Genomic DNA, 26,320 nt, shown 5'->3' with positions numbered 1-26,320 from the left:
CTTGTTGTAGTGATCGCCACACACGGAGCCGCAAACTCGCGGTCGCGCAGGCCTACCGGAATGATTCCAACAGCTCGTCGGACACCTGCAGTGGGGCATACCCGTCGGCGATGACGCGGCGGCAGCCATCGAGCTCGACGGTGAGCAATTGTTCCTGGTTCGTGAAACTGTCCACGTAGATCGTCGACGCCACCTCGGTGGCCACTGCGTCACAGTCGGGTGCGGGTGGGAGACCGTCGATGGTTTCCATTGTCGACGATGTACCGACAAATTCGGTAGAGGAGAATCGACAGAAATAGCTGCCCGCCGACAGCGACGTCGGCATTGTGGTACCGATCGTCGGAGGTTGGAACGTCGGCCGGCAATTCGACAGTTCGTAGATCTGATCTTCGGACAACGGTATTCGATGTTCGGTACTGCCAACCGACGTCAGTTCTTTGATAGCAGCCAGGCCACCGGGTTTCGGTGATCCACACGAGTCGGAGGGATACCCCGGCCGTATTGCGCGGCCTCGGTCGTCGACCAACCAGAATTCCTCCAGCACGGCCAAGCTGTAGTTGTCGCCGCAGCCGGGAAACCCGGTCCTGTGCGAGGACGAGCGGTTCAGCAGTTCCACCGCCCAACCGAAATCGCCCTCCCAACGGTGCGCAGAGAAGCTGACGGTTCGGTCGGCCGCCACGTCGCCGCTGACAATCGGGTCGCACGTGACGGCCGCGACGGGTACGAAATCGTCCGGAACCGTCGCCCCTGATGTCTCCTGGAGTGGGCCGATGGGATACGGGGTCGCGCACTCCAGAGTCTCGGCGCCGACAATTACGGCAACAGGACGGTCAGGGGTGGTCAGCTGCCAGATGCCGGCGACAGCGAGTACAACGATCATGATTGCGAACCATCGGCGGAGCATGAGCACACCGTATCGGTCCAGATCTGCTCCGCGCGGCAATGGCCGGGGATCGAATTGCTTTTGCGGACGTCCGCGACGCAATGAATGAGCCGAAAGACCTTCTCTATTTGTCAAAACTATTGCGCAGGTAAGTGTTCGACGGTAAGATCGAATGCACGTTCGACATTACCGGGGGGCAATGATGACGACGGCAGTTTCAGATCACACGGTCAAGCAGTTCCGTTTATTACTCATCGACATGGACCGATCTGTCGACAACGCAGCACGCATCGACCTGCTGCGCGCACTCGAGGAACTGAAAGCCAGTTGCGCCGGCGCACAAGCATTGCTCGCTGCCGATCTGGATGCTTCCACTCGCAAAGACCGTGGTGAACGCGGCGTTCCAGTTGTACATCAGAGCCGCGGAATCAACGCCCAAGTTGCTCTCGCTCGACGCGAATCAGTCTGGTCAGGCACTCAACACCTGAGCCTTGCCCGCGCATTAAACGACGAGATGCCGTACACACTCAGGCTCCTGATCCACGGCAGCATCAGCGAGCAACGGGCCACCATTCTCATGCGCGAAACCGCCTGTCTCACAGTCCAAGATCGCGCCGCAGTGGATCGCGAATTCTGCTGCGACGCCGAGAACCTAGCCGGCTGCGGCGACCAACAATTGACCGCCAGAATCCGCGCCCGCACCGCCGAGGTAGATGCCGAAAGTGTGGTTAGGCGCGCCCGCAAAGCCGTAGGCGACCGACGCGTGACGTCGCGGCCGGCACCAGACACCATGTGCTATCTCAGCGTTCTACTCCCGGTCGCCGAAGGCGTTGCCGTTCACGCCACGCTGATGCGAGATGCGGATTCCGTCCTGGCTCACGGAGACGATCGCACGCGCGCTCAGATCATGGCCGATCTCCTCGTCGAGCGAGTCACCGGAATCGGCCGCGCCACGCCCACTCCCGTCACTGTAAATCTTGTAATTTCCGACCGAACGCTCTTCGGCGATGCCACGGACCCCGCGCACGTCAACGGTTACGGACCCATCCCAGCGGGCATTGCCCGACAATGGATTGCACAATCGGGCAAGGGCTCTCACCCCAGCGCACATATCCGGAAGCTCTATGCCCAACCCACGACGGGAGAGCTGACAGCGATGGAGTCCAAGTCCAGGATCTTCCCGAAGGGACTGGCGCAGTTGATCGATCTCCGCGATCGAAGTTGTCGCACTCCGTGGTGCGATGCACCCGTTCGTCATCGCGACCACATTCGCGAGCATCAGAGAGGCGGCGCCACCAGCGCAGTCAACGGTGCAGGACTGTGCGCGGCATGCAATTACGCCAAACAGGGCTTGGACTGGTACGCCGAAACCGACGATCACACACCCGGTACCAGGCACTCCTTCACCACGACAACACCGACCGGTCACCGATACTCGTCGGTCGCGCAGCCGCTCCCGATACCGTGGGCCAATCCCGAAGCCGCCTAAGCGGTTACGCGGGCGAGGCAGATCCGGGCAAGCTCATCGAGTGGCACTGAAAGTACATCGGCGAGCGCGGCAATCGTGACAAACGCCGGCGTCGGCATGCGCCCGGTCTCGATCTTGCGCAACGTCTCCGGTGAAATCGCGGCGGCCTCCGCCACATCGACGAGCGTGCGCTCGCCCCGAGCTTGACGCAGGTACGCGCCCAACTGCTGACCTAGTGCAATCTGCGCGGGAGTGAGCGGAAGACGGACCATGGGAACAGCATACCAACCCTCAGTGGTATTTTAATACCAACGAAAGGAATCCCCCGATGGTGGAACTGAAGACCGACCGTGAGATCGAAGCAATGCGCGTCACCGGCACATTCATTGCCGAACTACTCACCGACCTCGCTGCTCGCGCCAAGCCAGGAGTCAATCTCCTGGACCTCGAGCACCGTGCCCGCGACCTGATCAAAGAACGCGGCGCCGTGTCCTGCTACTGGGACTACTCACCATCCTTCGGGCGTGGACCGTTCCGCAATGTCATCTGCCTGTCCGTCAACGACGCAGTGCTGCACGGACTTCCGCACGACTACGTGTTGCAGGACGGCGATCTGCTGACCATGGACATCGCGGTCTCCATCGACGGGTGGGTTGCCGACTCGGCACGCAGTCTCGTCGTCGGCGTTCCCCGTGCTGAGGACCAACGCCTCATCGAAGCTACCGAACGCGCCCTCGCCGCAGCTATCGCAGTGGCCCGCCCAGGCAACCGCCTCGGCGACATCTCCGCTGCAATCGGCGGCGTCGCAGCTGATTACGGCTACCCGGTCAACACCGAGTTCGGTGGCCACGGACTCGGCCGCACGATGCACGAAGATCCGCACATCCCCAACACCGGACGCGCAGGTCGTGGCATGAAACTGCGACGCGGGCTGACCATCGCGATCGAACCGTGGTTCGCTCTCACCACCGACAAGATCGTCTTCGACGAAGACGGATGGACTATCCGCTCAGCCGACGGATCACGCACCGCGCACAGCGAACACACCATTGCCGTCACCGACGGTGACCCACTCGTGCTGACTGCCTAAGCGCCGCGGTGAGCCAGTGCGTTGACGAACACGCCGGAGATTTCCGACGGATCACGGGCGATGTAGGTGGACCCACCGGTCACGCGTGAAATGTCCGCCAGCGCAGCCGCATCGGCGTCGTCGGTAATTCCGATAGTCACGATGATCACCGGTCGCGCCGGATCCTGTTCCCGTTCGAGCACGTCGAGCAATTGCTCGCGCGTGATGCTGTCGGGATCCTCGTTGGCACCGTCGGTCAGAATGATCACGCTGTTGACGGCGCGCGGGTCGTAGGATTCCTGAACTTTCCGAAACGCCGCAAGCGTGGTGTCGTAGAGGCCCGTTGCACCGCGCTTGAGTTGTGTCAGCTTCTTGGTCTGCTCAGCCATGAGTGCACGCTGCGATATTCCGCCAACCATGGTGTCGTAGCGGCGAATCGGAACCAGTTCCTGGTAGTCCTGCGTTCCGTTCATGCCCTGGGAGAAGGCCCAGAGTCCGGCGGCGACGCTGTCCGGGAACACCTGGTTTCCGGTGAGTGCGGCAGCTGTCGTGAGGTCCATGCGGGTCTTCCCCCCGGCGGCCGGGAAGTCCATCGACGACGACACGTCGATGGCGACGAGGGTGCGGATCGGTTTGGCCAACAACGCCCAGGCCCCGAGCGTCTTGTCGAGTGCGGCTTGATCCGGCACCGGCAGAGCCTGGACGGCTCCGACACCGCCGGCAACCTGCCCCTCACCGGACTGGTCACGAAAACCGTTGCGAGCCAGAACTTCCTGCGCCTCGTCGCTCGCGAACACCGTGGCGAGAACTTTGGCTTTCTGCGCCGCGGCATAGTGGCGATCCGGCGCCGAGGCACTCACCGCCAACGGATAGTCCATCAGCACGGTTCCGGTGGACGGAACCGTGGCGCTGATGGACGCGTTCGCGAACTGGGTAACCTGCTGTTCGGTCGACACCCCGACCTTGCCGGTACTGACAAGTTCGGTCAGCATCTTCGCGCCGACGGGTTGGTCCTCAGCGCGCACGCTCTCTGCCTGAGCGTGCGGCACCAGCGCGGTGCGTACCGAATCTGCACTGCTCCCGCTCTCGGCAAGTGCAGCCTGGATCGGGGCGGACGCGATTCCGGTGGACAGCGGATTGCCGAGGGCCAGGTCCGGCACTTTGAGCACCGACAGCCAATCGGCAAACTCCTCGCCGCCGGATGCCAACACCACTGGGGACGTCGCGATGGAACCACCGACGGCAGCAACCGGACCGGCGGCGGTGAGAGCCGCCTTGCTTATCCACGACGTGGAGTCCGGAATCCACAGGTCCGGTGCGTCGGCGCCCTTCCCCAGTCGCCCGACCACGTCGCCTGGCAGTGCTGCTTCGACGACGACGTGCATGCAGTCCGTCTGCTCCGGGGTCGTTCCAGCCAGCACCTCGGATACCGACGACGCGATGGACGGGTCTGCGGCCAGGGTGAATTCGTCGACACTGTCGCAGGTATCGGGTTGCACGGCCTTGAACACGACAATTCCGGTGGCAACGAGCGCCAGCGCAACCATCCCGCCGACTGCGTAAAAACCGAATGATCGCCCGCTGTCAGCGCTCGAATGCCGTCCGCCCGCCATGAAACCTGTCCCTCCGATGCCAGTTGCGCGCGCAACTGGTGCAAGTCTTACCGGCGGGTAGTGTAGCGAAAAACACAGAAAAACCAACCAAACAAGATTATTCGGGCAGCAACAAGCGCTTTTGCACCTTGCCCATCGCGTTCCGCGGCAGTGTGTCGACAAACCGAATTTCGCGCGGACGTTTGTGCGCGGACAGCTCCGCACTCACCAGATCCACGAGGTCCGATTCCGTAACGTCCGGTGCGGAGGCCCGCCGGACAACCCACGCCACAATCCGCTGGCCCAGGTCCGGATCGGGAACACCGACCACCGCGACCTCGGCGACGGAGGGATGCCCCAGAATGGCCGTCTCGATCTCGCCGGCACCCACCCGGAAGCCGCCCGACTTGATCAGATCGATGGATTCACGCCCCACGATGCGATGGAATCCGCCCTCGTCGATGACAGCGACGTCACCGGTCTTGAAGAACCCGTCGTCGGTCCACGATTCGGCAGTGGCATCGGGGCGATTGAGGTAGCCGTCGAACAACATGGGTCCACGAACCTGAAGTCCGCCGATGCTCTCGCCGTCGTGAGGCACGTCGTTACCGGCCTCGTCGCGCAACCGGGTCTCCACGCCGCGCACTGGTACACCCACCCAGCCTGGCCGACGCTCGCCGTCAGCGCGGGTGCTCAGGGTCAGCATGGTTTCGCTCATTCCGTAGCGCTCGATGGGCGCGTGGCCGGTGAGGTCGCGCAACTTCTCGAACACCGGCACCGGCAGAGGTGCACTTCCGGACACGAGCAACCTGGCCGAAGCCAACGCCCGGGCGGACGCCTCGTCGTCGGCAATTCGTGACCACACCGTCGGCACCCCGAAGTAAAGCGAGCCGCCGGCCTCCGCATACGCCTGCGGTGTCGGCTTGACCGTGTGGATCAGCCGACTGCCCACCCGCAGCGGTCCGAGCACGCCCAGAATCAGTCCGTGGACGTGGAACAGCGGCAACCCATGCACAACGGTGTCTCGATGCGTCCACTGCCAAGCCTCGGCCAATGCGTCGAGACCTGCGGCAATTGCCTGCCGGCTCAGCAGCACGCCCTTCGGCGGTCCGGTCGTTCCTGAGGTGTAGAGGACAAATGCAGTGGACTGCGGCGCCGGTTCGGGGTAGCTGTGCCACGAACGGGCGTGCAGGCGAACCGGAACCACCGGCAGGCCGACACACAATTCGTCGGTCTCCCCCAGCCACGCCTGGGCGCCGGAGTCCTTCAGTATGTGTTCGCGCTCAGCTGTTCCCGAATCCGGCGGCACAGGAACAACAGTGACACCGGCGATCAGCGCTCCGACTACTGCCAGAATGGTCTTTGCCGTGGGGGTCGCCAGCACTGCAACGCGCTCGGCCTGCGCAACGCGCTCGGCAACCGAGGTCGCAGCGCCGAGAATATGGCCGCGCGAGAGAACCGTATCCCCGATGGTGATCGCATCGTCGACATCGTCGCCGCGGGCAATGGCAAGGGGATTCAGTGATCGAAGCAGCATTTTGACAGCATCTCACAACGCAGTGAACCCACTGCGCCGCAGCATCTATGTCGCGGTGCGCCGCATTGGTGAGCGCAGCAGACGGTTTCACGTTTCATTCCCCATGTGCGGATATCGGTAGTCCGTCGGAGCGACAAAGGTTTCCTTGACCGTGCGCGCCGACACCCAGCGCAACAGGTTGATGGGCGAACCCGCCTTGTCGTTGGTGCCGGATCCGCGAGCACCACCGAAAGGCTGCTGTCCCACTACTGCCCCGCTCGGCTTGTCGTTGACGTAGAAATTGCCGGCGGTGAAACGCAGTGCACCGGTGGCCTGAGCTACCGCCGCTCGATCGGTGGCAAAAATCGATCCGGTCAACGCGTAAGGCGTCGCAGCATCCACCTCGGCCAGGACCGCGGCAAAGGAATCGTCGTCGTAGACGTGGATCGACAGGATCGGGCCGAAATACTCGTGTGTCATGGCCTCATCACGCGGATCGTCCACCAGCAGAACCGTTGGCCGAACGAAGTATCCGACGCTGTCGTCGGCCTTACCTCCGACAGCGATCTTGATGCCGGCGGTGACCCCCGCGCGCTCGATTGCCGCCGCACTCTTGTCGAACGCCCGAAGGTCGATGACTGCGCCGCCGAAATTCTCGAGATCGCTGACGTCGCCGTAGTTGATTGCGTCGACCTGCCCGAGAAGGCCGTCTCTCATCGATGCCCACAGGCTTCGGGGGATGTAGGCGCGTGAGGCCGCCGAACACTTCTGGCCTTGGTATTCGTAGGCGCCTCGGATCAGGGCCGTCGTGAGGATTTCCGGGTCTGCCGAGGCGTGCGCGACAACAAAGTCCTTGCCGCCGGTCTCGCCGACCAGACGCGGATAACCTGCATACTTGTCGATGTTTGCACCGACCTGCGCCCACAGCGATTTGAACGTTCGAGTCGAACCCGTGAAGTGAATTCCCGCGAGGCGCCGATCCTGCAGTGCCACCGCGGAAATATCCGGGCCGTCTCCGGTCACCAGATTGATCACGCCGGGAGGCAGACCGGCTTCCTCGAGAACTTTCAGCGTCAGATAAGCGGCGACGCTTTGTGTCGGCGATGGCTTCCAGAGAACTGTGTTACCCATCAGCGCCGGGGCGGTCGGAAGATTGCCGGCGATCGCCGTGAAATTGAAAGGCGTGATGGCGTAGACAAATCCTTCGAGCGGCCGGTAGTCCATTCGATTCCAGACCCCCGGCGACGATTGTGGTTGCTCCTCCAGGATCTGACGCGCAAAGTGCACGTTGAATCGCCAGAAGTCCACCAACTCACACGGAGCGTCAATCTCGGCCTGTTGCACGGACTTCGACTGACCAAGCATCGTTGCCGCCGCGATCCGCTCGCGCCACGGGCCGGACAGAAGATCGGCAGCTCTCAGAAGCACGGCAGCTCGGTCGTCGAACGACAGCTCGCGCCAACCTGGCGCTGCTGCCGAGGCTGCCTCGATCGCCCGGGCAGCGTCTTCGCCGGTGCCGTTGCGAAACGTGCCGAGCACGTGCGAGTGCCGGTGCGGTTCGACAACATCGACCGGCGCACCCGCACCGCGTACCTCTACTCCACCGATCACGTGCGGAATCTCGAGGTGCTCGTCGGACAGACTGCGAAGCGCCGATCGGAGCCGTGCTCGCTCGGGGCTGCCCGGCGCGTAGGAATGAACCGGCTCGTTGGCCGGAATCGGTACCGCGGTAACGCCGTCCATGTCGACCTCCGTAACCGAAAAACGCCTACCTTCAGTATCTCCCCCGGAATGCCCTCGATAGTGTGCGAATACACCCGCAGCGCTCGAATCGAAGGATGGCTCATGACCACACTGAACGACCTGCTCACGAAAATCGGTTCACAGAGCATCGAGATCGTCGACCTCACCGCCCCCTTGAGTTCCACCACCCCGGTCCTGTCGCTGCCCGAGCCGTTTGCCAACACCATCCCCGCCAGCCTTGAACCCGTCAGCAATTTCGACGACGCCGGCCCCATGTGGAGTTGGAACAATCTGCACACCGGTGAGCACACCGGCACTCACCTCGATGCACCGACGCACTGGGTAAGCGGCCGCGACGGCCTGAGCGTCGATCAGATCCCGCCGAACCGGTTGATCGGGCCCATTGCCGTCATCGACGTCACCGCCGAGGTCGAGAAGAACGCGGACTTCGTGCTCGAACCCGAGCACATCGAGGCCTGGGAATCGGAGAACGGGCCACTACCCGAGGGTGCCTGGCTGATCCTGCGCACCGGATGGGGTTCGCGGGTGGGCGACCCGGAGCGCTTTGCCAACGCCGACGCCGATGGTCCGCACACCCCGGGGATCTCGTCGGCGGCAGCGAAGTGGCTGGCCGAATCCAGCCCCATCAGCGGTTTCGGCGTGGAGACGGTGGGAATCGATGCGGGCGGTGCCGGTGGTTTCGAGCCGATGTTCCCGGCGCACTATTACCTCTTGGGCAACAACAAATACGGCCTGACCCAGCTGCTGAATGTCGATAAACTACCGACGCTCGGCGCTGTGCTCGTGGTCTCGCCCCTACCGATTGTCGGTGGAACGGGCAGTCCGGCCCGGGTCTTCGCTTTGGTCGAACGCTCGTGACTTCTCCGAACACCGTTGCCGACCTCGTCGGACGCACCCTGGCCGAATTGGGCGTCGGGTACGCGTTCGGTGTGGTCGGCAGCGGCAACTTCACCGTCACCAATGCGCTACGGCGGCACGGAGTTCCGTTTGTCGCCGCCCGGCACGAGGGCGGCGCTGCCACCATGGCCGATGCCTACGCACGCATGTCGGGAACGGTCGCTGTGGTCACCACCCATCAGGGATGTGGTTTGACCAATGCACTGACCGGCATCACCGAAGCAGCCAAGAGCCGCACCCCGCTGATCGTACTGACGGCCGATACCGCCGGCGCGGCAGTGCAATCCAACTTTGCCATCGACCAAGACGGCCTCGCCCGCAGCGTGGGCGCAGTGGCCGAACGGGTACACAGCGCGGATTCTGCTGTCGCGGATACCGTTCGAGCGTTCACCACCGCCCTTCGTGAACGCCGCACCGTCGTGCTGAATCTTCCACTCGATGTGCAAAGCCAGATCGCTACCGCTGCCAACACACCACCCAACGTGCCTGCGCTCCACCGCATTCGGCCGGATGGGACTGCACTCGAAACGTTCCTCGAACTGCTCGCCGCCGCCGACCGCCCAGTTTTTGTTGCCGGACGCGGCGCCCGCGACGCCGGACCCGAGATCGCGGAACTGGCTCGCCACACCGGCGCCCTGGTTGCGACGTCTGCCGTGGCCAACGGTTTGTTCGGTTCGGATCCCTTCGCCCTCGGCATCTCCGGCGGTTTCTCATCCCCTCGATCCGCGGAACTCATCGCCGGCGCCGACCTTGTTGTCGGGTGGGGATGCGCGCTCAACATGTGGACCATGCGCCAGGGGCATCTGATCGGCAAAGACACTACGGTGGTTCAAATCGATCTCGACTCATCCGCGCTCGGTGCCCACCGTCCGATTCACCTGGGTATCGTCGGCGACAGCGCTGCCACAGCCACCGATGCTTTGGACGCACTCGACAAGACACCCGTCCGTATCGGCTACCGCACCGATGCAGTTCGGGACTCCATTGCAGCGGAATCGAAGTGGAGCCAGGTTCCGTTCGAGGATCTCAGCACCGATCACTCGATCGATCCCCGATTGCTCTCACTCGAACTCGACACCATCCTCCCCACGGAGCGCACCGTGTCCGTGGATTCGGGGAACTTCATGGGATACCCCAGTGCCTACCTGTCGGTGCCGGATCACTTCGGGTTCTGTTTCACGCAGGCTTTCCAATCCATCGGATTGGGATTGGCCACCGCCATCGGAACAGCGTTGGCACAGCCGGAACGCCTACCCGTCGCAGCCCTCGGCGACGGCGGCTTCCTCATGGGCATTTCGGAACTGGAAACCGTTGTGCGGCTGAAACTTCCCATGGTGATCGTGATTTACAACGACGGCGCCTACGGGGCCGAAGTCCATCATTTCACCGACCCGGACATGGACCGCACCACCGTGACGTTTCCGGACACCGATCTCGCGGCCATTGCCCGCGGTTACGGCCTCGACGGCGTCACGGTACGTACGGCCCAAGACCTCGACGCCGTACGCACCTGGGTGAGCGGGCCACGTAGTGGCCCGCTCGTCATCGACGCCAAGATCAGCAGCGACGGCGGATCCTGGTGGTTAGCCGAAGCCTTCAAGGGTCACTGAAGGCAAGGCCACTAAGGCAGGGCCACTAAGGGTTCGAAGTCAGCCGCTTTGCCGCAGCGGCAATCCGCTCGTCTGTCGCGGTCAGTGCGATCCGTACGTGCTGACCGCCGGTCGGGCCGTAGAACTCGCCAGGTGCAACCAGGATGCCTCGCTCCGCGAACCAGGCAACCGTGTCTCGGCATGCCTCGCCGCGTGTAGCCCACAGATAGAGACCGGCCTCGGAATTGTCGACGGTGAATCCTGCACTGCGCACCGCGTCGAGCAGGATGGTACGACGCTCACGGTAACGCTCACGCTGCACGTTCTCGTGCAGATCGTCGCCGAGTGCGGCTTCCATCGCAGCTTGGATGGGCAACGGCAAAATCATGCCGGCATGCTTGCGAACTTCGAGAAGTTCCGCGACCAAGGCCGGATCTCCGGTGACGAACCCGGCGCGGTAGCTCGCGAGGTTCGACGTCTTCGACAGTGAATGCACGGCCAGCAGACCGGTCAGGTCGCCGTCGTTGACTCGGGGATCAAGGATGGACAGTGCATCCGATTCCCACGTCAGTCCGAGGTAGCACTCGTCGGACACGACTATCGCGCCGCGCTCGCGTGCCCACGCCACCACCTTCTGCAAGTGCTCGAGACCGAGAACCTTGCCCGTGGGGTTGGACGGCGAGTTCACGAAGATCAACGACGCCGATTCGGGACCGAGCTTGTTCAAGCCGTCGGCCCGCAAGATCCGTGCGCCGGCGAGCTTCGCGGCAACCTCATAGGTGGGATAGGCCAACTCCGGAATGACCACAAGATCATCGCCACCGAGACCCAGCAGGGTCGGCAGCCACGCGATCATTTCCTTGGTACCGATCGTGGGCAGCACGGCCGCCGGATCGATATCCGGGATGTTGTATCGCCGATCGAGTGACTCGGCGATCGCCTCACGCAGAGAGAGCGTGCCGTGTGTGGTCGGGTAACCCGGGATCTCCGCAACGGATGCGAGAGCTTCCTGGATGAGCGGGTCCACCGGATCCACCGGGGTGCCCACCGACAAGTTCACGATGCCGTCGGGATGTGCGTGTGCCGTGGCTGTGACATCCGCCAGGGAATCCCAGGGAAAATCGGGAAGCCCGGCGGCCACCGGAGTACGAGACAAGATTTCTATTCCTCACCCATGGGAGGCAGCGCCTTGATGAACGGCGTGTCGTAGTCGACCTTGCCGAGCTTGGCGGCTCCCCCCGGCGAACCGAGGTTGTCGAAGAAGTCGACGTTTGCGCTGATGTAAGGGCTCCACTGCTCCGGAACGTCGTCTTCGTAGAAGATCGCTTCGACGGGACAGACAGGTTCACACGCGCCGCAGTCGACACATTCGTCGGGGTGGATGTAGAGCATGCGCCCACCCTCGTAGATGCAGTCGACGGGGCATTCTTCGATACATGCCTTGTCCATCACATCTACACACGGTTCAGCAATCGTGTAGGTCACTGCCTTCTCTCCCTGCCTTCCAGAGGTGCGCCTGCTGCGCGCAAGCGACTTAACACATTTCAGCCTACTGTGGTGGCGTTCCGCGACCGAATCGCGATCCACTTCTCGCCTGCGGACGCAGCCCGGACAAGCGCGCCGCGCTCGCCGAAATAGTCCGCGACCACGCCGATCACCGGAATCTTGCCCATGATCTCGTACGGCTTGGTGCGCAGTGGACGCTTATGCAGTTCGTCACCGATTGCACGAAAAGTTTGTGCTGTTTGCCACAGCGTCGCGATCAGAGCGAATGGCCGCCATGTCTCGTCGGTGCTGGTGACAGCCTTTTCGGTGAAGTCCTCGGCGTCCAGCAGTTCACGAGAGCTGACTTCGCGGCGGCACAGAACGGACGCCAGGAGATCAACCTGCTGATCGCGTCCGGTCACGCCGTGCTCGCGGGCGACGGCCACCAGGACAACGGCCTGGTTGGCAAAGGCCAGCAAATCCTGGATCGGGAACCTGTTGAGCAAAACCCCGAAAATTCCGGGGAATGCCACGGCAACCGTGTTGAGTGCGCCCAGTCGGGTGGTCCACCACTTCGATCGCTGCACGTCCGTCATGACGGACCACGCCGCGGTACCGGGGAACTTGATCACGTCCAGAACCCAGGCAACGGCGTCGAGAACTGCCTCGGCCGCGTTGCGCTCGGAATCCGTGGGTTCGAAGGTGCGACGCTTGATGCCGAACGGATCGCTGTACGCGAGGTCGAGGACGGGGTTGATGCCCCAGACCGCTCGATCGAGTACCTCGACAACGCGCCGATCACCCAGGACGTCCGCCATCAGACGGCCACCCCGTCGCGCCGGGCGTGCGTGGTGGTGCGCTCACGAGCCGGTCGACCGATGCCTTCGGCGATGGCCCGCAGTTCCGCGACGGTCTTCTCGCTGCCGTGCTCGGATCCGGCCATCCGCGAGATGGTCTCTTCCATCAGCGTTCCGCCGAGGTCGTTGGCGCCGCCGTTGAGCATCATCTGCGTTCCGGTGATGCCCAGCTTGACCCAGCTGGTCTGGATGTTGGAGATCCGGCCGTGCAGCATGATGCGCGCCAGCGCATGCGCCGCGCGGTTGTCGCGGATGGTGGGACCGGGACGCGACGCACCGGCCAGATACAGCGGAGCGCTCTGATGCACGAACGGCAGCAGCACGAATTCCGTGAATCCGCCTGTGCGGTCCTGGATTCCACGCAACACGTTGAGGTGGCCGACCCAGTGGTGCGGCTGATCGACGTGCCCGTACATCATGGTGGAGCTCGATCGCAGGCCCACCTCGTGCGCCGTGGTGACCACTTCGATCCACTCCGCCGTCGGCAACTTGCCCTTGGTCAGGATCCAGCGCACCTCGTCGTCGAGGATCTCCGCCGCGGTACCGGGGATCGTGTCGAGACCGGCCTCGCGCAGGGCCGTGAGCCAGTCGCGAATGCTCTCACCACTACGTGAGGCACCGTTGACGATTTCCATCGGCGAGAACGCGTGAACGTGCATCGACGGCACCCGCTTCTTGACCGCGCGCACCAGATCGGCGTAACCGGTGACGGGCAGCTCCGGGTCGATACCACCCTGCATGCACACCTCGGTGGCCCCGGCGACGTGTGCCTCCCACGCCCGATCCGCCACTTCCTCGGCGGAGAGTGTGAACGCGTCGGCGTCACCCTTGCGCTGCGCAAACGCACAGAATCGGCAGCCGGTGTAGCAGATGTTGGTGAAGTTGATGTTCCGGTTCACCACGTAGGTGACGTCTTCGCCGATCGCATCCTTGCGGAGCGCATCTGCCAGTGCCACAACAGCTTCCAGGCCCGGCCCCTCAGCGGTGGCCAACGCCAGGTACTCGTCGTCCGAACACCGGGCAGGATCACGCTCGGCACTGCGCAGCGCCGCAAGAAGATCCGTGTCGACCCGAACCGGAGCACTCAATTCCAGAACCTGCTCACGCACGGTTTCCCAGTCGCCGAAAGCACTGCCCAGATCGCTACGAGTCTCGGTGTTACGGCCGTCGGTGTCGATCTCGGTGTTGAGGTCGACGCGTCCGCTGGACTCCCAGGATTCGTCCGGTTCCTGCCACGGCCGGCCCACCGGCTTGGTGTCGAGTTTGGCCAGTCCCGTCTTCGGATCGGCAAGCGCCTGAACGTGACCGGCGATACGCGGGTCGATCCAGGGAGCACCGGCCAGCACATAGGCAGGCTGAGCGGCGGTGCGTTCGGTGAGAGTGAAGCCGCCCTCCGCGCTGATCGCTGCCAGAGTGTCGAGGTTGGGCCACGGGCGTTCGGGATTGACGTGATCCGGAGTCAGGGGCGACACCCCGCCCCAGTCGTCGACGCCCGCACCGAGAAGTGCCAGGCACTCGCTGTTGGAGACAAGATTCGGCGGGCTCTGGATCCGCATCGACGGACCGAGCAGCAGCCGCGCCACGGCGATCGCGGCCAGGAACTCGTCGAGAGACGCGTCCGGGGAATCCCGCATCGCGGTATCGGGCTTGGCCAGGAAGTTCTGGATGATGACTTCCTGAATATGGCCGAAAGCTTTCTGCGACTTACGGATCGCCATGATCGACTCGGCCCGCTCGGCAAAGTTCTCGCCGATACCCACCAGAATGCCGGTGGTGAACGGCACGTTCAGGCGCCCCGCATCGGTCAGGGTGCGCAACCGGACGGCCGGGTCCTTGTCCGGACTGCCGTAATGACATTCACCCTTGTCGGTGAACAGCCGGGTAGCGGTGGTCTCGAGCATCATGCCCATCGACGGTGCCACCGGCTTGAGACGCGAGAGTTCCTGCCAGCTCATCACACCCGGGTTCAGGTGCGGAAGAAGGCCGGTTTCCTCGAGTACGCGAATCGACATCGCCCGCAGGTAGTCGAGAGTGGAGTCGTATCCGCGCTCGTCGAGCCACTGCTTCGCTTCCGGCCACCGCGCTTCCGGGCGGTCCCCCAACGTGAACAGCGCTTCCTTGCAACCCAATTCAGCACCCTGACGAGCAATCTCGAGGATCTCGTCCGGTTCGAGGTACATGCCGCGTCCCTCGGCCCGCAACTTGCCGGGGACCGTGACAAACGTGCAGTAGTGGCACTTGTCCTGGCACAGGTGGGTCAGCGGAATGAACACCTTGCGCGAGTACGTCACCGTGTTCGGGCGCCCGGCGGCTAACAATCCCGCATCCCGGACCTTGGCCGCCGACGCGCACAAGTCCGCAAGATCTGTTCCGCGGGCCTGCAGCAGCGTCGTTGCCTCGTCGACGTTCAATGTCGCGCCGTCGCGAGCGCGACGCAGCACGCGTCGCATTGCCGATGGGCTCGGCGACGCGGCCCCAGTTGCCGACGCAGACAGGCCAGGCATCGGAAGCATGGTGGGTTTGCCGGAGTCATCACCAGTTCGGTTCACCTAGCGATCATGCGCCATACCCGACGACTACTGCCACTCGGTGCCGGAAGTACCAGAACTCAGCTAGGTGGATACTCCTCGTCGATCGCCACCTCACGCCGCTGATCGACAACATCGGCAGCGGGTGCGTCGAGGGGAATATCGGTCAGGTCAGGTTCGTCGGGAGTATTCGGATCTACCGGTGTTGCCTGTTCCAGAGCATCGGACTCCGGTGCCTCCGAGCTGAATGCCGAATCTTGTTCAGTCATCACGTGCTCCCTTCATGGTCGCCACACTCCACCATAGGGTGGTTGTCGACAGATCGCCTCAACTCGACCAAAGTAAGCATCATGACCGCGTCTAGCACCATCACCATGGCCGATCCGCTGTGGCGTCCGAGCACCAAAGCACCCCGATTGTGGGCCATCACCGCAGCACTTTTCTGGGCACCGGTCATCGTCGCCGAAATCGTGTGCGCAATCCTCATCTCCGGCCTGCCTACCTGGGTGGTGGGGGTAGTAGGTGCGGTCACCGTTTTCTGCGCAGCTGTGCACATTCTGATGGTGCCGGTGTGGCGTTACCGGGTGCATCGCTGGGAAATCAGCGACACCGCCGTGTACACCCGCACGGGATGGTTCACGCAGGAACGACGCATCGCCCCGATCTCGCGGGTCCAGACCGTCGACACCGAACGTGGCCCCATCGACCGGATGCTGGGACTCGCGACCGTCACCGTGACGACGGCGTCGTCGGCGGGCGCGGTGAAGATCTCTGCCCTCGATCAGGACGTCGCCGACCGTACGGTTGCACAACTGACTGCAATTGCCGGCACCAATTCGAGTGACGCGACATGAGCGAGATCGACAAACTCATGATCGAGATTCCCGACGAAGCCGAGTCCGCGGCTGCCGAAGCAGCGGAGCAGGAACAGCCGTGGCTTCGCCTCGACCGACGGATGCTGCTGGTCCATCCGATCAACGAGGTAGTCAAACTGCTTCCGGTCCTGCTGATTTCCTTTGTTCTCGGCAGCCAGAGTGGTAACCACTACTGGGGACTCGGCGTGGTGACGCTGCTCGTGATCTACGGTCTCCTGCGCTATTTCACCACCACGTATCGCATCGGCCCCGTCCACGTTCAGCTGCGCACCGGTGTCTTCCAGAAGAAGTTGCTCTCGGTACCGCGCAGTCGCATTCGGTCCGTCGACGTCGAAGCCGGAGTGCTGCACCGCGTGTTGGGGCTGTCGATCGTACGAATCGGCACCGGGCAACGCGCCGGAAGCGGTCACGATTCCAACAAGTTCGAACTCAACGCACTCTCGAGCGCACTGGTTCCCGATCTGCGCGCGGCGCTGCTGAGCGAATCTCGGGGCAAACCAACGCCCGAAACTCCGACCGCGCCGGTATCTGCCGACGCCGAAATCGGTCACTGGCAGGTGAGCTGGGTTCGGTTTGCACCCTTCTCCTTCACGGGAATCGCAATCATCGCGGCAATCGTCGGCATCGCCTTCCAATACGGCATCGGCACCGCGATCGCGAAGTCGTCCGCGGTCACCGGCAGCGTCGAATCGCTCGAGGGTCTGGGCGTCACCGTGCTGGTCATCGTTCTGCTGGTGGCGCTGCTCATCCTCTCCAGCGCCTTTGCGTGCATTCAGTATCTGATCGCATTCGGCAACATGACACTCACCGACAACGGCCGCATCCTGCACGTCAGCCACGGACTGCTCAAGACCAGGGCAACAACTCTGGACCGGGCCAGGCTCCGCGGTACGACGCTCAAAGAGCCTCTCCTGCTTCGACTTGCAGGCGGTGCGCGCCTCGACGCGATCATGACGGGTGTGAGTGCGGAGAAGAAGGAATCCTCACTCCTGCTGCCGCAAGGACCACGGGCCGAAGCCGAACGCGTCATGGCAACGGTCATCGGAGACTCGCGCCAGGCGTCCGTCCCGCTCCGCTCCCACGGCGGCGCCGCCCGTCGACGCCGATACACCCGAGCCTTGTTCCCCGCTGTGATCGCTGCAGTGGCGGCCGCGATCTGCACGGGGTTCGGAGTTCACGTGCCCACCTACGTCTGGGTCGGCGTTGTCGTGCTCGCTGCGGGCGGAGCAGGGCTTGCCTACGACCGATACAACGGTCTCGGACACGCGGTACTACCCGGATGGCTCATCACCCGCAGCGGTTCCCTCGACCGCAAGCGGCACAGCCTCGAAGCCGACGGCGTGATCGGCTGGACGGTTCGTGAAACGTTCTTCCAGCGACGCGCCGGCGTTGCCACCGTCATCGCCGCAACACCGGCCGGTACCGGGAGCTACGACGTCATCGACCTGCCCGCCGAGAACGCGTGGGGCCTGATCGAAGCCGTCACGCCCGGAGCGCGCGACGTCTGGGCAAATCCTCGATGATCAACTTCGCCAAGGCACCGAGACGCGAGCGTTCCGGTTGGATGGTGGGGACCCCCAGAAGTTCCAACGGCGCGGCCGTCACCGGGCCGACGCAGTAGGTGGGCACGCTGGTTCGCATCGCGGCGACAAAGCGTTCCAGCTCCCCCATCTCCTTGGCCGTGCTGAGCATCGACGACACAGCCGGGGCGCTGGTGAAAGTAAGTGCGTCGATGCTGCCCGATCGCACAGCGGAGACCAGTGCCCGCACCTGCGACTGATCCGGCGGACGAATCCACCGGTAAACCGAGACGGCCGTGACCACGGCGCCGATGTCGGCCAGCGACGCACTCAGATCGGTCAGCAGTTCCCATTCGGTGATGATTCCGTGCAGTTGAACAGCCACCCGAACGCCATCGACGCCCTCGCTCGCCAGGTGCGCCAGGACTTCCTCCGACGACTCCCCCGACGGCGACCAGTCTTCACGCAAACCCGCGCCGCGGATCGCCCCCATTGCCTTCGGGCCGCGAGCCACGATCCGGGTGCGGCTCAGTGCGCCGAGAAACTGCTCTGTCAGATCCCACGACTCCACCGCCTGCAGCCAACCGCGGAACCCGATTCCGGTGCTGATCACCACGAGTTCCGGCGGATCCGCGATCAACGCCTGAGTCTGAACTCGCAGATCAGCGTCGTCGACCAGAGGAAGCACGTGAATCACCGGGGTCCGGACCGTCTCCGCACCTCGCCGTTCGAGGAGCGTCGCAAATTCTTCCGAGCGACGCTCTGCAGTCAGGGCGATCGTGACGCCCGCAAGATCTAGTTCAGCCACACAGCAAGTGTCCCTTATGAACGCTTCGAAGTACCGGTAGACGCGAGAGCCTTGCTTGCCACTCGAAACAAAAACACGATCGCCGGAGCCAGCGCGCCCACAAGCAGCAGGAAGGTGAGCGGCGACGACAACACCAGAACGTCGCCGCCTGGCCCGCCGACCATGCAGAACAGGAATCCGGCGATCCAGCCGGCCAGCGGAAGCGCCGCCTTACCGGTTGTCGTCACGGTCCGCGCCGCGATCACCAACGCGAGGTTGACCACGGCGGCCACCAGAATGCTGACCGGAAACGGCGTGGTGCCGAGGTAGCTCGGGAGAAAAATCACCGACAGTACCGCGCACAGAAATCCGTCGAAGATCAAGACGCCGAGGATGACCGGGTCGAGAAACGCCCACCTACCGTCTTGTGGTGTCTCCGGTGAAGCACTGGTCATGAGATCCCACCGAAGAGGTCGGACTCACGGCCGTCTGCGTCGACCGGGCCCAACTCACCGCGAACGAGCACAAAATGCTCGACCGGAGCGATGGGCTGCACGACGTTGTTGGACAACGCGAACTCGGTACGACTCGGCGCGACAGTCACCTGTGTGGCGTGCGCGGACAGGGCGCCGGCCTTGGATTCGAGAACGGCACCGACATCGATCGCCGTCGTGACATCCGCGTCGACCACGCAGGGAAGCTCACCGGGCTCCGGCAGCCGCCACTGCGCCGGCACCTGCGCGATCGACGCGATTCCCCGTTCCAGGGAGCTTCGTTCGGTCACGGTCCAGTAGAACTTCTGTGGGCTCCACGGCTCACCGGCTTCGGGATACACCGATGTTCCGGCCGCAGCAACGGCAGCGGTGGTGATGGCGTTGGCTTGAATGTGATCGGGATGGCCGTACCCGCCGTTGGTGTCGTACGTGATCACCACCTGCGGACGCAGCTCCCGGATCACCTCGACCACGGCACGAACAGCAACTTCGAGATCAGCGTTGACGAATGCCCGCGGATTCGCAGCTGATGGCGTCCCGGCCATCCCGGAATCACGAAAGTGACCGGCTCCCAGCAGGAATCGGGGTTCACTCACACCGAGACGAGCCAACGCTGTGGTCAGCTCCGCAATCCGATAACCGCCGAGTTGATCGGCGGCGTCGGCAACCAGTCCGGCCCACCGATCGCCGATCACCTCCCCCTCCTCACCCAACGTGCAGGTCAGGACGGTCACTTCGGCGCCTTCGTCGACGTACCGGGCGATGGTGCCGCCGGTGGTGATCGTTTCGTCGTCGGGATGCGCGTGAACCAGCAGAAGTCTCTTCTTTGCGACGGTCATTCCTTCACCCTCACCCAGTTGGTTGCGTCACTGAATATTCCGACCTGAACCGGACCGGTCAGGGTGACACCTTCGACTCCGGTTCCCAATGCTGCCAACGTGCGGTCCTGCACGATGGGCAGAACCGCCGCGAGATCCCACAACTTGGGTTCGGCGTCGGCAATCAGCGCCCCGAAATCACCGATCCCGCTGAGCGCTTCGTCGATCCGCGGCTGCAGCGACGGGTCACACAGTCCCGAAATATTGCTCGGCGCTTCGGAATCGGACTCGCGAGCCGTAGTCGGCGTCGGCGCGACCGAGGTCGACTCCGGAGTTTCCGTTGTGGTCACCGGCACGGTGGGAGTCAGGGGGCAACTGAACCGAGATGCCAACGACGTCGCAGGGTCGACGCCGGCGCGAATCCAGCCGACCACCATGTCGATGTTCCCTGTCGTGAGCTCCTGACCGTACAGCTCCTCTGCCGGAAGCGATTTCACGGTTGCCGCAATTCCTGCGTCCCGCAATTCGTCGGCAGCGGTGTTGGCCACCGCAATCGCGATGTCGTCGTTTTCCGGCGCCCCAAGCGTCAGTTCGAGCGGCTTACCGTCACGGACGACGGTTCCGTTTGTTCCCCCGACCACAACCGGTCCCGCCGACGGCACGACGACGTAACCGGACTCCACCAATTGCTCCATCGAGCGCTCACGACTTTGCTTGGGCGGCGCCGTCGGCACGTAGCCGGGATCGGAGGGCGACAGGATTTGCGCTTTTGCCGGAACCGCAGCAGATTCACTGCCCGCGGCGACAACTGCCAGTAGATCGGAATCCAGAAGTCCCAGAACAGCTTTGCGAACCCGGACGTCGGCAAAGGTGGCACTGCGTCCGTTGACCGTCATGTCGAGGGTGCGGGGTACAAAAGTAAATGCCGTGCTCACTCCCGGAACTGCCGACAGCTGAATGTCGGTGGCACTTCCCGCGTGGATCTGAGCGATCTGCGAATCGTCGGTGCGCATCGCTTCGGCCAACTGCGCAGCCGACCCGGCCCGGCGCATCACGATCTGGTCGGGATCCGACGGTTCTCCCCAGAACCGGTCGTTGCGTTCGAGGATGATCTCGTCACGGCCACGGTCGACGGAACGCACGTGAAAATGTGCCCCCGACACCGGAATTCCCTCACTCAACCCGGTACTGAAACCGCCGGGAGTGTCCTTGATCAGGTGAGACGGAAGGAGATCCGAGAAAAGTTCACGCCACGCCGGATACGCCGCGCGCATCACGACGTTCACGGTCTTTCCGCCGCCGGACGAGGTGACGTCCGAAATCAACTGGTACCCGGCGGGGTTCACAACACCGGGAACCGAAATCATCTGCTGCCACAGGTAGCGGAAATCCTCGGCGGCGATCGGCGCACCGTCGGACCACTGCGCTTCGTTGCGGAGCTGGTAGCGAATCGTGAACGGCGCCTCCGACACAACTTCCGCGGAGACAGCCAACGAGTCGTCGAGGACCCACTCGGCCTGGTCAGGCTGAACGGGCGAGCTGATCGGACGAAATACACTGGGCAACACCAAATTACCGACAGCAGAGTTCACCGGGGACAAATCGGCGAGGAGGTGCGGATTGAATCCGTCACCCACCTGATCGATCCCCACCGACACGACCTTCATTGCCGGTGTGACAGGCGTCGTAGTCGGCTTGACCGTCTCGGTGCTCTCGACAGGCGGCGGCGGATCAGCAGTGCACGCCGTCAGAGACAACGCTGTCACCGCCACGGCCAACGCCAGGTACCGACGTCCAGCAACCACAGAGATATTCCTTCCGTTTCAAGGCACGTGCAGCCTCAGTCCACGGTTACCCAGCCAACACACTGCCTGGAAACCATGAAGGCGAATGTACCTTTTGCCGGAAGAACACCGAGCAAAAGGCACATTCGCCTTGTCATGATTGTTACTGCGAAAGACTTACAGTGAAGCCTTGTCGCGAGACTTGCTGCGCGAGCGCTCACGAGCGCGCTCGGTTGCATTGAGGTGCACCTTGCGGACGCGGACGTCCTCCGGGGTGACCTCGACGCACTCGTCGCCGGAGCAGAACTCCATGGCAGCTTCGAGTTCGAGCTTGATCGGCTTTGCGAGGGTCTCCATCACGTCTGCGGAAGACTGACGCATATTGGTCAGCTTCTTCTCGCGGGTGACGTTGATGTCGAGGTCTTCCTGACGCGGGTTGATGCCCACGACCATGCCCTCGTAGGTGTCTGCGCCGGGCTCGACGAAGAACGTTCCACGGTCAGCCAACTGGATCATGGCGAACGGGGTGACGGAGCCGGAGCGGTCCGAGACGAGCGAGCCGGTGTGGCGCGCACGGATCTCGCCGGCCCACGGGCCGTAACCGTCGAACACGGCGTTGGCGATACCGGTTCCGCGGGTATCCGTGAGGAATTCCGTACGGAAACCGATGAGGCCACGCGAAGGAACGATGAACTCCATGCGAACCCAGCCCTGGCCGTGGTTCGACATCTGGACCATCTTGCCCTTGCGGTTTGCGAGGAGCTGCGTGATGGCGCCGAGGTATTCCTCCGGGCTGTCGATGGTCAGCTCTTCGAACGGCTCGTGAACCTTGCCGTCGACGACCTGGGTGACAACCTGCGGCTTACCGACGGTGAGCTCGAAGCCTTCGCGACGCATCTGCTCGACGAGGATGGCGAGAGCGAGCTCTCCACGACCCTGGACCTCCCACGCATCGGGGCGACCGATGTCGAGGACCTTGAGCGAGACGTTACCGACGAGCTCCTGGTCGAGGCGAGCCTTGACCATGCGCGAGGTCAGCTTGTGACCCTTGACGCGACCGACGAGCGGCGACGTGTTGGTGCCGATCGTGACCGAGATAGCCGGCTGGTCGACGGTGATGCGGGGCAACGGAACCGGGTTCTCGAGATCAGCGAGGGTGTCGCCGATCATGATGTCCGGGAAGCCTGCCACTGCGCAGATGTCGCCGGCGTAGGCAACCTCTGCCGGAACGCGCTCGACACCGATGGTGGTGAGCAGTTCGGTGATCTTGGTCTTGGTGATGACGGGCTCGCCGTCGACCTCGCGGCACCAGGACACGGTCTGGCCCTTGCGCAGCTCGCCGTTGTGGATACGAACCAGCGCGAGGCGGCCGAGGAATGCGGACGCGTCGAGGTTGGTGACGTGAGCCTGCAGGGGTGCGTCGGACGTGCCCTTGGGGGCCGGGACGTACTCCATCAGAACCTGGAAAAGTGCTGCGAGGTCTTCAGCGTCGGGTGCCTGGCCGTTTTCGGGCTGCACGGTCGATGCCTTGCCCTCACGGCCCGAGGCGTAGAGAACGGGGAGACCGAGCGCGAGCTCAGCGGCTTCGGCGGCTTCGTCGGACAGGTCAGATGCGAGGTCGAGGAGCAGATCCTGTGCCTCGGAGACGACCTCTTCGATGCGAGCGTCAGGGCGGTCGGTCTTGTTGACGACCAGGATGACGGGCAGCGAGGCGGCAAGCGCCTTGCGCAGCACGAAGCGCGTCTGAGGAAGCGGGCCCTCGGAAGCGTCGACGAGCAGAACGACACCGTCGACCATGGACAGGCCGCGCTCGACCTCTCCACCGAAGTCGGCGTGGCCGGGGGTGTCGATGACGTTGATGACGGTGATCGAGCCGTCGTCGTTGCGCTTGTGTACGGAGGTGTTCTTCGCGAGAATCGTGATTCCCTTCTCGCGCTCGAGGTCTCCTGAGTCCATGACGCGATCGACCAGCTCGGCGCGCTCCTCGAAGGCGCCGGACTGACGAAGCATGGCGTCAACGAGGGTGGTCTTGCCGTGGTCGACGTGTGCGACGATGGCAACGTTACGGAAGCTGGTGGTGGTCACGCGATGGCTCTCCTGGCTGAGTAATTCGGCTAATTCGGCCACGCGAAACTCGCATCGCACGGCTCTTCTGGTGGCCGCTGCACGAATGTGTGATCCGAGTACGTGCACGAATCGCCTCGAGAAGGCACCGCGGCCTAGTAAATACTACTCGCTCCGAACGACTGCTCGCGCAAAGTGCGTCCTCTATCACGGCTACGACCTGCAGATAGTGATTTTCGCCACTATGACATGGGTTAAAACTTTTGCTGGTAATTCAGCACTTTTAAGGTTACGCTAACCTTGTTTGCAGTGCGGTTCTCCGCCATCGCCGCTGAAGGAAAGACGCAGTGCCACATGGGAAAAGTTAAGCCAAGCAAAGTCTCGCAGCTCAAGCCCAAGAAAAAGTGCTGCCGCAAGAAGACTCGCTGCGTGAAGTGCCCGGTCGTGATCATGCGGATGCGGAAGCTCGAGAACAACGGCGCCTCCAAGAAGGAACTGAAGGTCGGCCTCAAGATGGCTCGGGCTGCCTGAGCCTGCGCAATTCGGCGAGCAGGTCCGGGATCCAGGCCCGATCGTTGCCCACCACGTCGAACTTTTCCAAAGCGTCCCCGTCCACCCACGCGAGCTGCGCGTGATCGAGTGCCGCCGGTTCCCCGGCCAGAATTTCGACTCGATACGCCCGCAGAACTCGTCGGCTCCCCAGTGCAACGTCGACGCCGATTCTGCGCCCGCACCGGACTACAACACCTAATTCTTCTGCCAGTTCCCTCTCGAGAGCCTGTTGCGGCGTCTCGAGTGCCTCGACTTTGCCACCGGGAAGCTCCCACATCCCCGCCAACTCAGGCGGGCAGATGCGCTGCGCGAGCAACAACCGGCCGTCGCGGAAAATCGCGCCGGCGACTATCTCGTACTCGTCGGCAGCTTCGCCGCCCCTTGCAGCCTCGTCGCTCATGACACCATGATGGAGTATGGCTTCCGTGATGTCCGATTCCGCGATCGACGCCGCACTCGAGGAACTGCCCGACTGGCAGCGAACCGACAACGCGATTACGCGGGTGGTCGAATCTCCGACATTTCCCGAAGCTATCGCATTGCTTCAGGACGTCGCCGCAGCTGCCGAAGCCGCCGATCATCATCCAGACATGGACGTCCGGTGGCGAAAAGTCACCTATTCGCTGTCGACACATTCAGCTGGCGGCATCACCGAACTCGACGTGAAGTTTGCTCGGAAAATCGATGCGCTCGTCGCCGATGCGGCAAAAAGCTGACGTCTGAAACCGCCTAAACCGACATAACAGTTGCATCAATATTCACATTGATCACTTCTGTCACAGGGTATGGTCGGCAAGCAATCATTTCGAGGCCAGTCATGTAATAGACTCCACCGGGATCCGTAGCTGCTCAGAAACTGAACGGCTGTACAACCCGGGGCTCACTTACATAGAGTGACCCCTCGAGCCGTCAACGCGGTCGCTACGGCGCCTGCGCGGTCTGACTAAGGATGGGGAAACAGTGCTTCGAACCCGAGGTATGCGTAGGGCGTTCACCGCCGTCGCAATTGCCGCAGCAGCAGGACTCGCATTGCCGGCACAGGCAATGGCCGATCCGGCTCCCGCCCCCACACCGGACAGTGTGCCGATCGAGTTCCTGGCATCCTTTGCTCCCGCCATCATCGGCGCAGCTGCAGGCCCCGTCGACGCCCAGGGTGTCACCCAGGTTGCCGGCAATCCGCAGGCCGATCTCCTCGCTCAGGCTCGCGCCATTCTCAATTCTGCCGGCCTCCCGCCTGAGATCAAGGCGACGCTCGAGAAGGTCATCACCTTCCTCGACGGCAGCGGCGGCGGCGGACCGGCGATTCCGGACGAGAACGCACCCGTCATCGCACAGTTCCTGTACCCGACGCTGGGTAAGGGCTGCATCTCCGCAACGGCTGATTCCGTCGGCACCGCACTTGCCGTTCCCGGCCCGGCGCACCTGCCGCCTCCGGGACCTGCCGCAGGTCAGGCCGGATTTGTTTTCACCGCACTCGGCACTGCTCCGGCCACCGACGACCAGCCCGTCCCGCTGACGGTCACCTGGATCAACATCGACAACGGTCGTAGCGCAACGCAGAACCTCACGACGGCCGCTCACATCAACCCGGACGGCCCCGCCACCCTGTCGGTTATCGCCGACACCGGCCCGGGACGTGTGCTGTCCGTGATCAGCGGTTCGCTGACCACCCAGTCTGAAGGCGCAGATCGCATCACCTGCAGCTTCCTGCCGACCGTGGGTATGTTCGCAGTGGCTTGATCCACAATTGCTTGAAAGAGGCTCGCCGAATTTTCGGC

At 63.2% G+C, this 26,320-nt stretch carries 25 protein-coding genes; 9 read left to right on the top strand and 16 right to left on the bottom strand.

Annotation, left to right across the window (positions count from 1 at the left end; genetic code table 11):
• Nucleotides 1-52 precede the first annotated feature (52 nt).
• Complete coding sequence (locus FFI94_RS08310) at nt 53-904, bottom strand: hypothetical protein (RefSeq protein ID WP_138872548.1); 852 nt, start codon at nt 902-904, stop codon at nt 53-55.
• Nucleotides 905-1,142: 238 nt separating this feature from the next.
• Here FFI94_RS08310 and FFI94_RS08305 point away from each other — a divergent pair, with 238 nt between their 5' ends.
• A complete protein-coding gene (locus FFI94_RS08305) occupies nt 1,143-2,372 on the top strand; it encodes an HNH endonuclease signature motif containing protein (RefSeq protein WP_138872547.1) in 1,230 nt (409 codons plus the stop codon).
• On the opposite strand, the gene FFI94_RS08300 is transcribed toward FFI94_RS08305, so the two are convergent.
• Nucleotides 2,369-2,623, bottom strand: coding sequence for a helix-turn-helix domain-containing protein (locus tag FFI94_RS08300; RefSeq protein WP_138872546.1), 255 nt, complete (start codon nt 2,621-2,623; stop codon nt 2,369-2,371). The two genes, FFI94_RS08305 and FFI94_RS08300, sit on opposite strands and share 4 nt — an antisense overlap.
• 56 nt (nt 2,624-2,679) lie before the next feature.
• Here FFI94_RS08300 and map point away from each other — a divergent pair, with 56 nt between their 5' ends.
• Nucleotides 2,680-3,441 (top strand): type I methionyl aminopeptidase, encoded by a 762-nt coding sequence (gene map / locus FFI94_RS08295; protein WP_138872545.1) that lies wholly within the window; start codon nt 2,680-2,682, stop codon nt 3,439-3,441.
• On the opposite strand, the gene FFI94_RS08290 is transcribed toward map, so the two are convergent.
• The 3 genes from FFI94_RS08290 to pruA all read right to left on the bottom strand — a co-directional run bounded on the left by FFI94_RS08290 (nt 3,438) and on the right by pruA (nt 8,271).
• A complete protein-coding gene (locus tag FFI94_RS08290) occupies nt 3,438-5,033 on the bottom strand; it encodes a substrate-binding domain-containing protein (protein ID WP_138872544.1) in 1,596 nt (531 codons plus the stop codon). The two genes, map and FFI94_RS08290, sit on opposite strands and share 4 nt — an antisense overlap.
• A 97-nt stretch (nt 5,034-5,130) precedes the next feature.
• Entirely contained in the window at nt 5,131-6,549 is a 1,419-nt protein-coding gene (locus FFI94_RS08285) for an acyl-CoA synthetase (RefSeq protein ID WP_138872543.1), read from the bottom strand.
• Between the two features lie 87 nt (nt 6,550-6,636).
• Nucleotides 6,637-8,271, bottom strand: a complete 1,635-nt coding sequence (gene pruA, locus FFI94_RS08280; RefSeq protein ID WP_138872542.1) for an L-glutamate gamma-semialdehyde dehydrogenase — start codon at nt 8,269-8,271, stop codon at nt 6,637-6,639.
• A 102-nt stretch (nt 8,272-8,373) separates the two neighbouring features.
• Here pruA and FFI94_RS08275 point away from each other — a divergent pair, with 102 nt between their 5' ends.
• Together FFI94_RS08275 and FFI94_RS08270 are read left to right on the top strand one after the other, a co-directional pair.
• Complete coding sequence (locus tag FFI94_RS08275) at nt 8,374-9,150, top strand: cyclase family protein (RefSeq protein WP_138872541.1); 777 nt, start codon at nt 8,374-8,376, stop codon at nt 9,148-9,150.
• Nucleotides 9,147-10,799, top strand: coding sequence for a thiamine pyrophosphate-binding protein (locus tag FFI94_RS08270; RefSeq protein WP_138872540.1), 1,653 nt, complete (start codon nt 9,147-9,149; stop codon nt 10,797-10,799). The genes FFI94_RS08275 and FFI94_RS08270 overlap by 4 nt, the downstream gene beginning before the upstream one ends.
• 25 nt (nt 10,800-10,824) lie before the next feature.
• Here FFI94_RS08270 and dapC read toward each other — a convergent pair whose 3' ends face one another.
• The 5 genes from dapC to FFI94_RS08245 all read right to left on the bottom strand — a co-directional run bounded on the left by dapC (nt 10,825) and on the right by FFI94_RS08245 (nt 15,917).
• Complete coding sequence (dapC, locus tag FFI94_RS08265) at nt 10,825-11,934, bottom strand: succinyldiaminopimelate transaminase (protein ID WP_138872539.1); 1,110 nt, start codon at nt 11,932-11,934, stop codon at nt 10,825-10,827.
• A 5-nt stretch (nt 11,935-11,939) separates the two neighbouring features.
• Nucleotides 11,940-12,263, bottom strand: coding sequence for a ferredoxin (fdxA, locus tag FFI94_RS08260; RefSeq protein ID WP_033234456.1), 324 nt, complete (start codon nt 12,261-12,263; stop codon nt 11,940-11,942).
• A 59-nt stretch (nt 12,264-12,322) separates the two neighbouring features.
• The gene (locus FFI94_RS08255; RefSeq protein WP_138872538.1) at nt 12,323-13,081 is read right to left on the bottom strand and encodes a hypothetical protein; all 759 of its coding nucleotides are present in this window, start codon (nt 13,079-13,081) and stop codon (nt 12,323-12,325) included.
• Nucleotides 13,081-15,633, bottom strand: coding sequence for a bifunctional FO biosynthesis protein CofGH (locus FFI94_RS08250; protein WP_138873674.1), 2,553 nt, complete (start codon nt 15,631-15,633; stop codon nt 13,081-13,083). The genes FFI94_RS08255 and FFI94_RS08250 overlap by 1 nt, the downstream gene beginning before the upstream one ends.
• Before the next feature lie 95 nt (nt 15,634-15,728).
• Nucleotides 15,729-15,917: a hypothetical protein gene (locus tag FFI94_RS08245; RefSeq protein WP_033234459.1), complete on the bottom strand. Its 189-nt coding sequence runs from the start codon at nt 15,915-15,917 to the stop codon at nt 15,729-15,731.
• 81 nt (nt 15,918-15,998) lie between these two features.
• On the opposite strand from FFI94_RS08245, the gene FFI94_RS08240 reads away from it, so the two are divergent.
• Nucleotides 15,999-16,502: a PH domain-containing protein gene (locus FFI94_RS08240; protein ID WP_138872537.1), complete on the top strand. Its 504-nt coding sequence runs from the start codon at nt 15,999-16,001 to the stop codon at nt 16,500-16,502.
• Nucleotides 16,499-18,046 (top strand): PH domain-containing protein, encoded by a 1,548-nt coding sequence (locus FFI94_RS08235; protein ID WP_185993160.1) that lies wholly within the window; start codon nt 16,499-16,501, stop codon nt 18,044-18,046. Before FFI94_RS08240 ends, FFI94_RS08235 begins: the two co-directional genes overlap by 4 nt.
• Here FFI94_RS08235 and FFI94_RS08230 read toward each other — a convergent pair.
• The 5 genes from FFI94_RS08230 to typA form a co-directional block, all read right to left on the bottom strand.
• A complete protein-coding gene (locus FFI94_RS08230) occupies nt 18,006-18,851 on the bottom strand; it encodes a uroporphyrinogen-III synthase (protein ID WP_138872536.1) in 846 nt (281 codons plus the stop codon). The genes FFI94_RS08235 and FFI94_RS08230 overlap by 41 nt on opposite strands.
• A gap of 14 nt (nt 18,852-18,865) precedes the next feature.
• Nucleotides 18,866-19,285 carry a hypothetical protein gene (locus FFI94_RS08225; protein WP_138872535.1) on the bottom strand — a complete coding sequence of 140 codons (420 nt, stop codon included), beginning with the start codon at nt 19,283-19,285 and terminating at the stop codon, nt 18,866-18,868.
• Entirely contained in the window at nt 19,282-20,163 is an 882-nt protein-coding gene (mshB, locus tag FFI94_RS08220) for an N-acetyl-1-D-myo-inositol-2-amino-2-deoxy-alpha-D-glucopyranoside deacetylase (RefSeq protein WP_138872534.1), read from the bottom strand. Before mshB ends, FFI94_RS08225 begins: the two co-directional genes overlap by 4 nt.
• Nucleotides 20,160-21,947, bottom strand: coding sequence for an ABC transporter family substrate-binding protein (locus FFI94_RS08215; protein ID WP_138872533.1), 1,788 nt, complete (start codon nt 21,945-21,947; stop codon nt 20,160-20,162). The genes mshB and FFI94_RS08215 overlap by 4 nt, the downstream gene beginning before the upstream one ends.
• A 156-nt stretch (nt 21,948-22,103) precedes the next feature.
• Nucleotides 22,104-24,011 (bottom strand): translational GTPase TypA, encoded by a 1,908-nt coding sequence (typA, locus tag FFI94_RS08210; RefSeq protein ID WP_138872532.1) that lies wholly within the window; start codon nt 24,009-24,011, stop codon nt 22,104-22,106.
• Between the two features lie 288 nt (nt 24,012-24,299).
• Between typA and FFI94_RS08205 the strand changes: the two genes are divergently transcribed.
• Complete coding sequence (locus tag FFI94_RS08205) at nt 24,300-24,521, top strand: hypothetical protein (RefSeq protein ID WP_144298282.1); 222 nt, start codon at nt 24,300-24,302, stop codon at nt 24,519-24,521.
• Here the strand turns inward: FFI94_RS08205 and FFI94_RS08200 are convergent.
• Nucleotides 24,499-24,942 (bottom strand): (deoxy)nucleoside triphosphate pyrophosphohydrolase, encoded by a 444-nt coding sequence (locus tag FFI94_RS08200; protein ID WP_138872531.1) that lies wholly within the window; start codon nt 24,940-24,942, stop codon nt 24,499-24,501. The genes FFI94_RS08205 and FFI94_RS08200 overlap by 23 nt on opposite strands.
• Before the next feature lie 16 nt (nt 24,943-24,958).
• Here FFI94_RS08200 and FFI94_RS08195 point away from each other — a divergent pair, with 16 nt between their 5' ends.
• Entirely contained in the window at nt 24,959-25,258 is a 300-nt protein-coding gene (locus tag FFI94_RS08195) for a 4a-hydroxytetrahydrobiopterin dehydratase (protein WP_138872530.1), read from the top strand.
• 262 nt (nt 25,259-25,520) lie between these two features.
• On the top strand, nt 25,521-26,282 hold the full coding sequence (locus tag FFI94_RS08190; RefSeq protein ID WP_138873672.1) for a hypothetical protein: 762 nt from the start codon (nt 25,521-25,523) through the stop codon (nt 26,280-26,282).
• Nucleotides 26,283-26,320 lie beyond the last annotated feature (38 nt).

Source organism: Rhodococcus sp. KBS0724 (genome assembly GCF_005938745.2).
GTDB lineage: Bacteria > Actinomycetota > Actinomycetes > Mycobacteriales > Mycobacteriaceae > Rhodococcus_F.
Note: the sequence above shows the minus strand (reverse complement) of the source record. Positions and strands in the feature narration are given on the sequence as shown.

What these genes read in the sequence shown, in the direction of transcription:
- FFI94_RS08275 (WP_138872541.1), top strand. Translation starts at nt 8,374, where the DNA reads ATGACCACACTGAACGACCTGCTCACGAAAATCGGTTCACAGAGCATC.
- FFI94_RS08250 (WP_138873674.1), bottom strand. Translation starts at nt 15,633, where the DNA reads ATGCTTCCGATGCCTGGCCTGTCTGCGTCGGCAACTGGGGCCGCGTCG.
- FFI94_RS08200 (WP_138872531.1), bottom strand. Translation starts at nt 24,942, where the DNA reads ATGAGCGACGAGGCTGCAAGGGGCGGCGAAGCTGCCGACGAGTACGAG.
- map (WP_138872545.1), top strand. Translation starts at nt 2,680, where the DNA reads ATGGTGGAACTGAAGACCGACCGTGAGATCGAAGCAATGCGCGTCACC.
- pruA (WP_138872542.1), bottom strand. Translation starts at nt 8,271, where the DNA reads ATGGACGGCGTTACCGCGGTACCGATTCCGGCCAACGAGCCGGTTCAT.
- mshB (WP_138872534.1), bottom strand. Translation starts at nt 20,163, where the DNA reads ATGACCGTCGCAAAGAAGAGACTTCTGCTGGTTCACGCGCATCCCGAC.
- FFI94_RS08310 (WP_138872548.1), bottom strand. Translation starts at nt 904, where the DNA reads ATGCTCCGCCGATGGTTCGCAATCATGATCGTTGTACTCGCTGTCGCC.
- FFI94_RS08300 (WP_138872546.1), bottom strand. Translation starts at nt 2,623, where the DNA reads ATGGTCCGTCTTCCGCTCACTCCCGCGCAGATTGCACTAGGTCAGCAG.
- FFI94_RS08245 (WP_033234459.1), bottom strand. Translation starts at nt 15,917, where the DNA reads ATGACTGAACAAGATTCGGCATTCAGCTCGGAGGCACCGGAGTCCGAT.
- FFI94_RS08255 (WP_138872538.1), bottom strand. Translation starts at nt 13,081, where the DNA reads ATGGCGGACGTCCTGGGTGATCGGCGCGTTGTCGAGGTACTCGATCGA.
- FFI94_RS08290 (WP_138872544.1), bottom strand. Translation starts at nt 5,033, where the DNA reads ATGGCGGGCGGACGGCATTCGAGCGCTGACAGCGGGCGATCATTCGGT.
- FFI94_RS08240 (WP_138872537.1), top strand. Translation starts at nt 15,999, where the DNA reads ATGACCGCGTCTAGCACCATCACCATGGCCGATCCGCTGTGGCGTCCG.
- FFI94_RS08225 (WP_138872535.1), bottom strand. Translation starts at nt 19,285, where the DNA reads ATGACCAGTGCTTCACCGGAGACACCACAAGACGGTAGGTGGGCGTTT.
- FFI94_RS08190 (WP_138873672.1), top strand. Translation starts at nt 25,521, where the DNA reads ATGCGTAGGGCGTTCACCGCCGTCGCAATTGCCGCAGCAGCAGGACTC.
- FFI94_RS08285 (WP_138872543.1), bottom strand. Translation starts at nt 6,549, where the DNA reads ATGCTGCTTCGATCACTGAATCCCCTTGCCATTGCCCGCGGCGACGAT.
- FFI94_RS08235 (WP_185993160.1), top strand. Translation starts at nt 16,499, where the DNA reads ATGAGCGAGATCGACAAACTCATGATCGAGATTCCCGACGAAGCCGAG.
- FFI94_RS08305 (WP_138872547.1), top strand. Translation starts at nt 1,143, where the DNA reads ATGGACCGATCTGTCGACAACGCAGCACGCATCGACCTGCTGCGCGCA.
- FFI94_RS08195 (WP_138872530.1), top strand. Translation starts at nt 24,959, where the DNA reads ATGGCTTCCGTGATGTCCGATTCCGCGATCGACGCCGCACTCGAGGAA.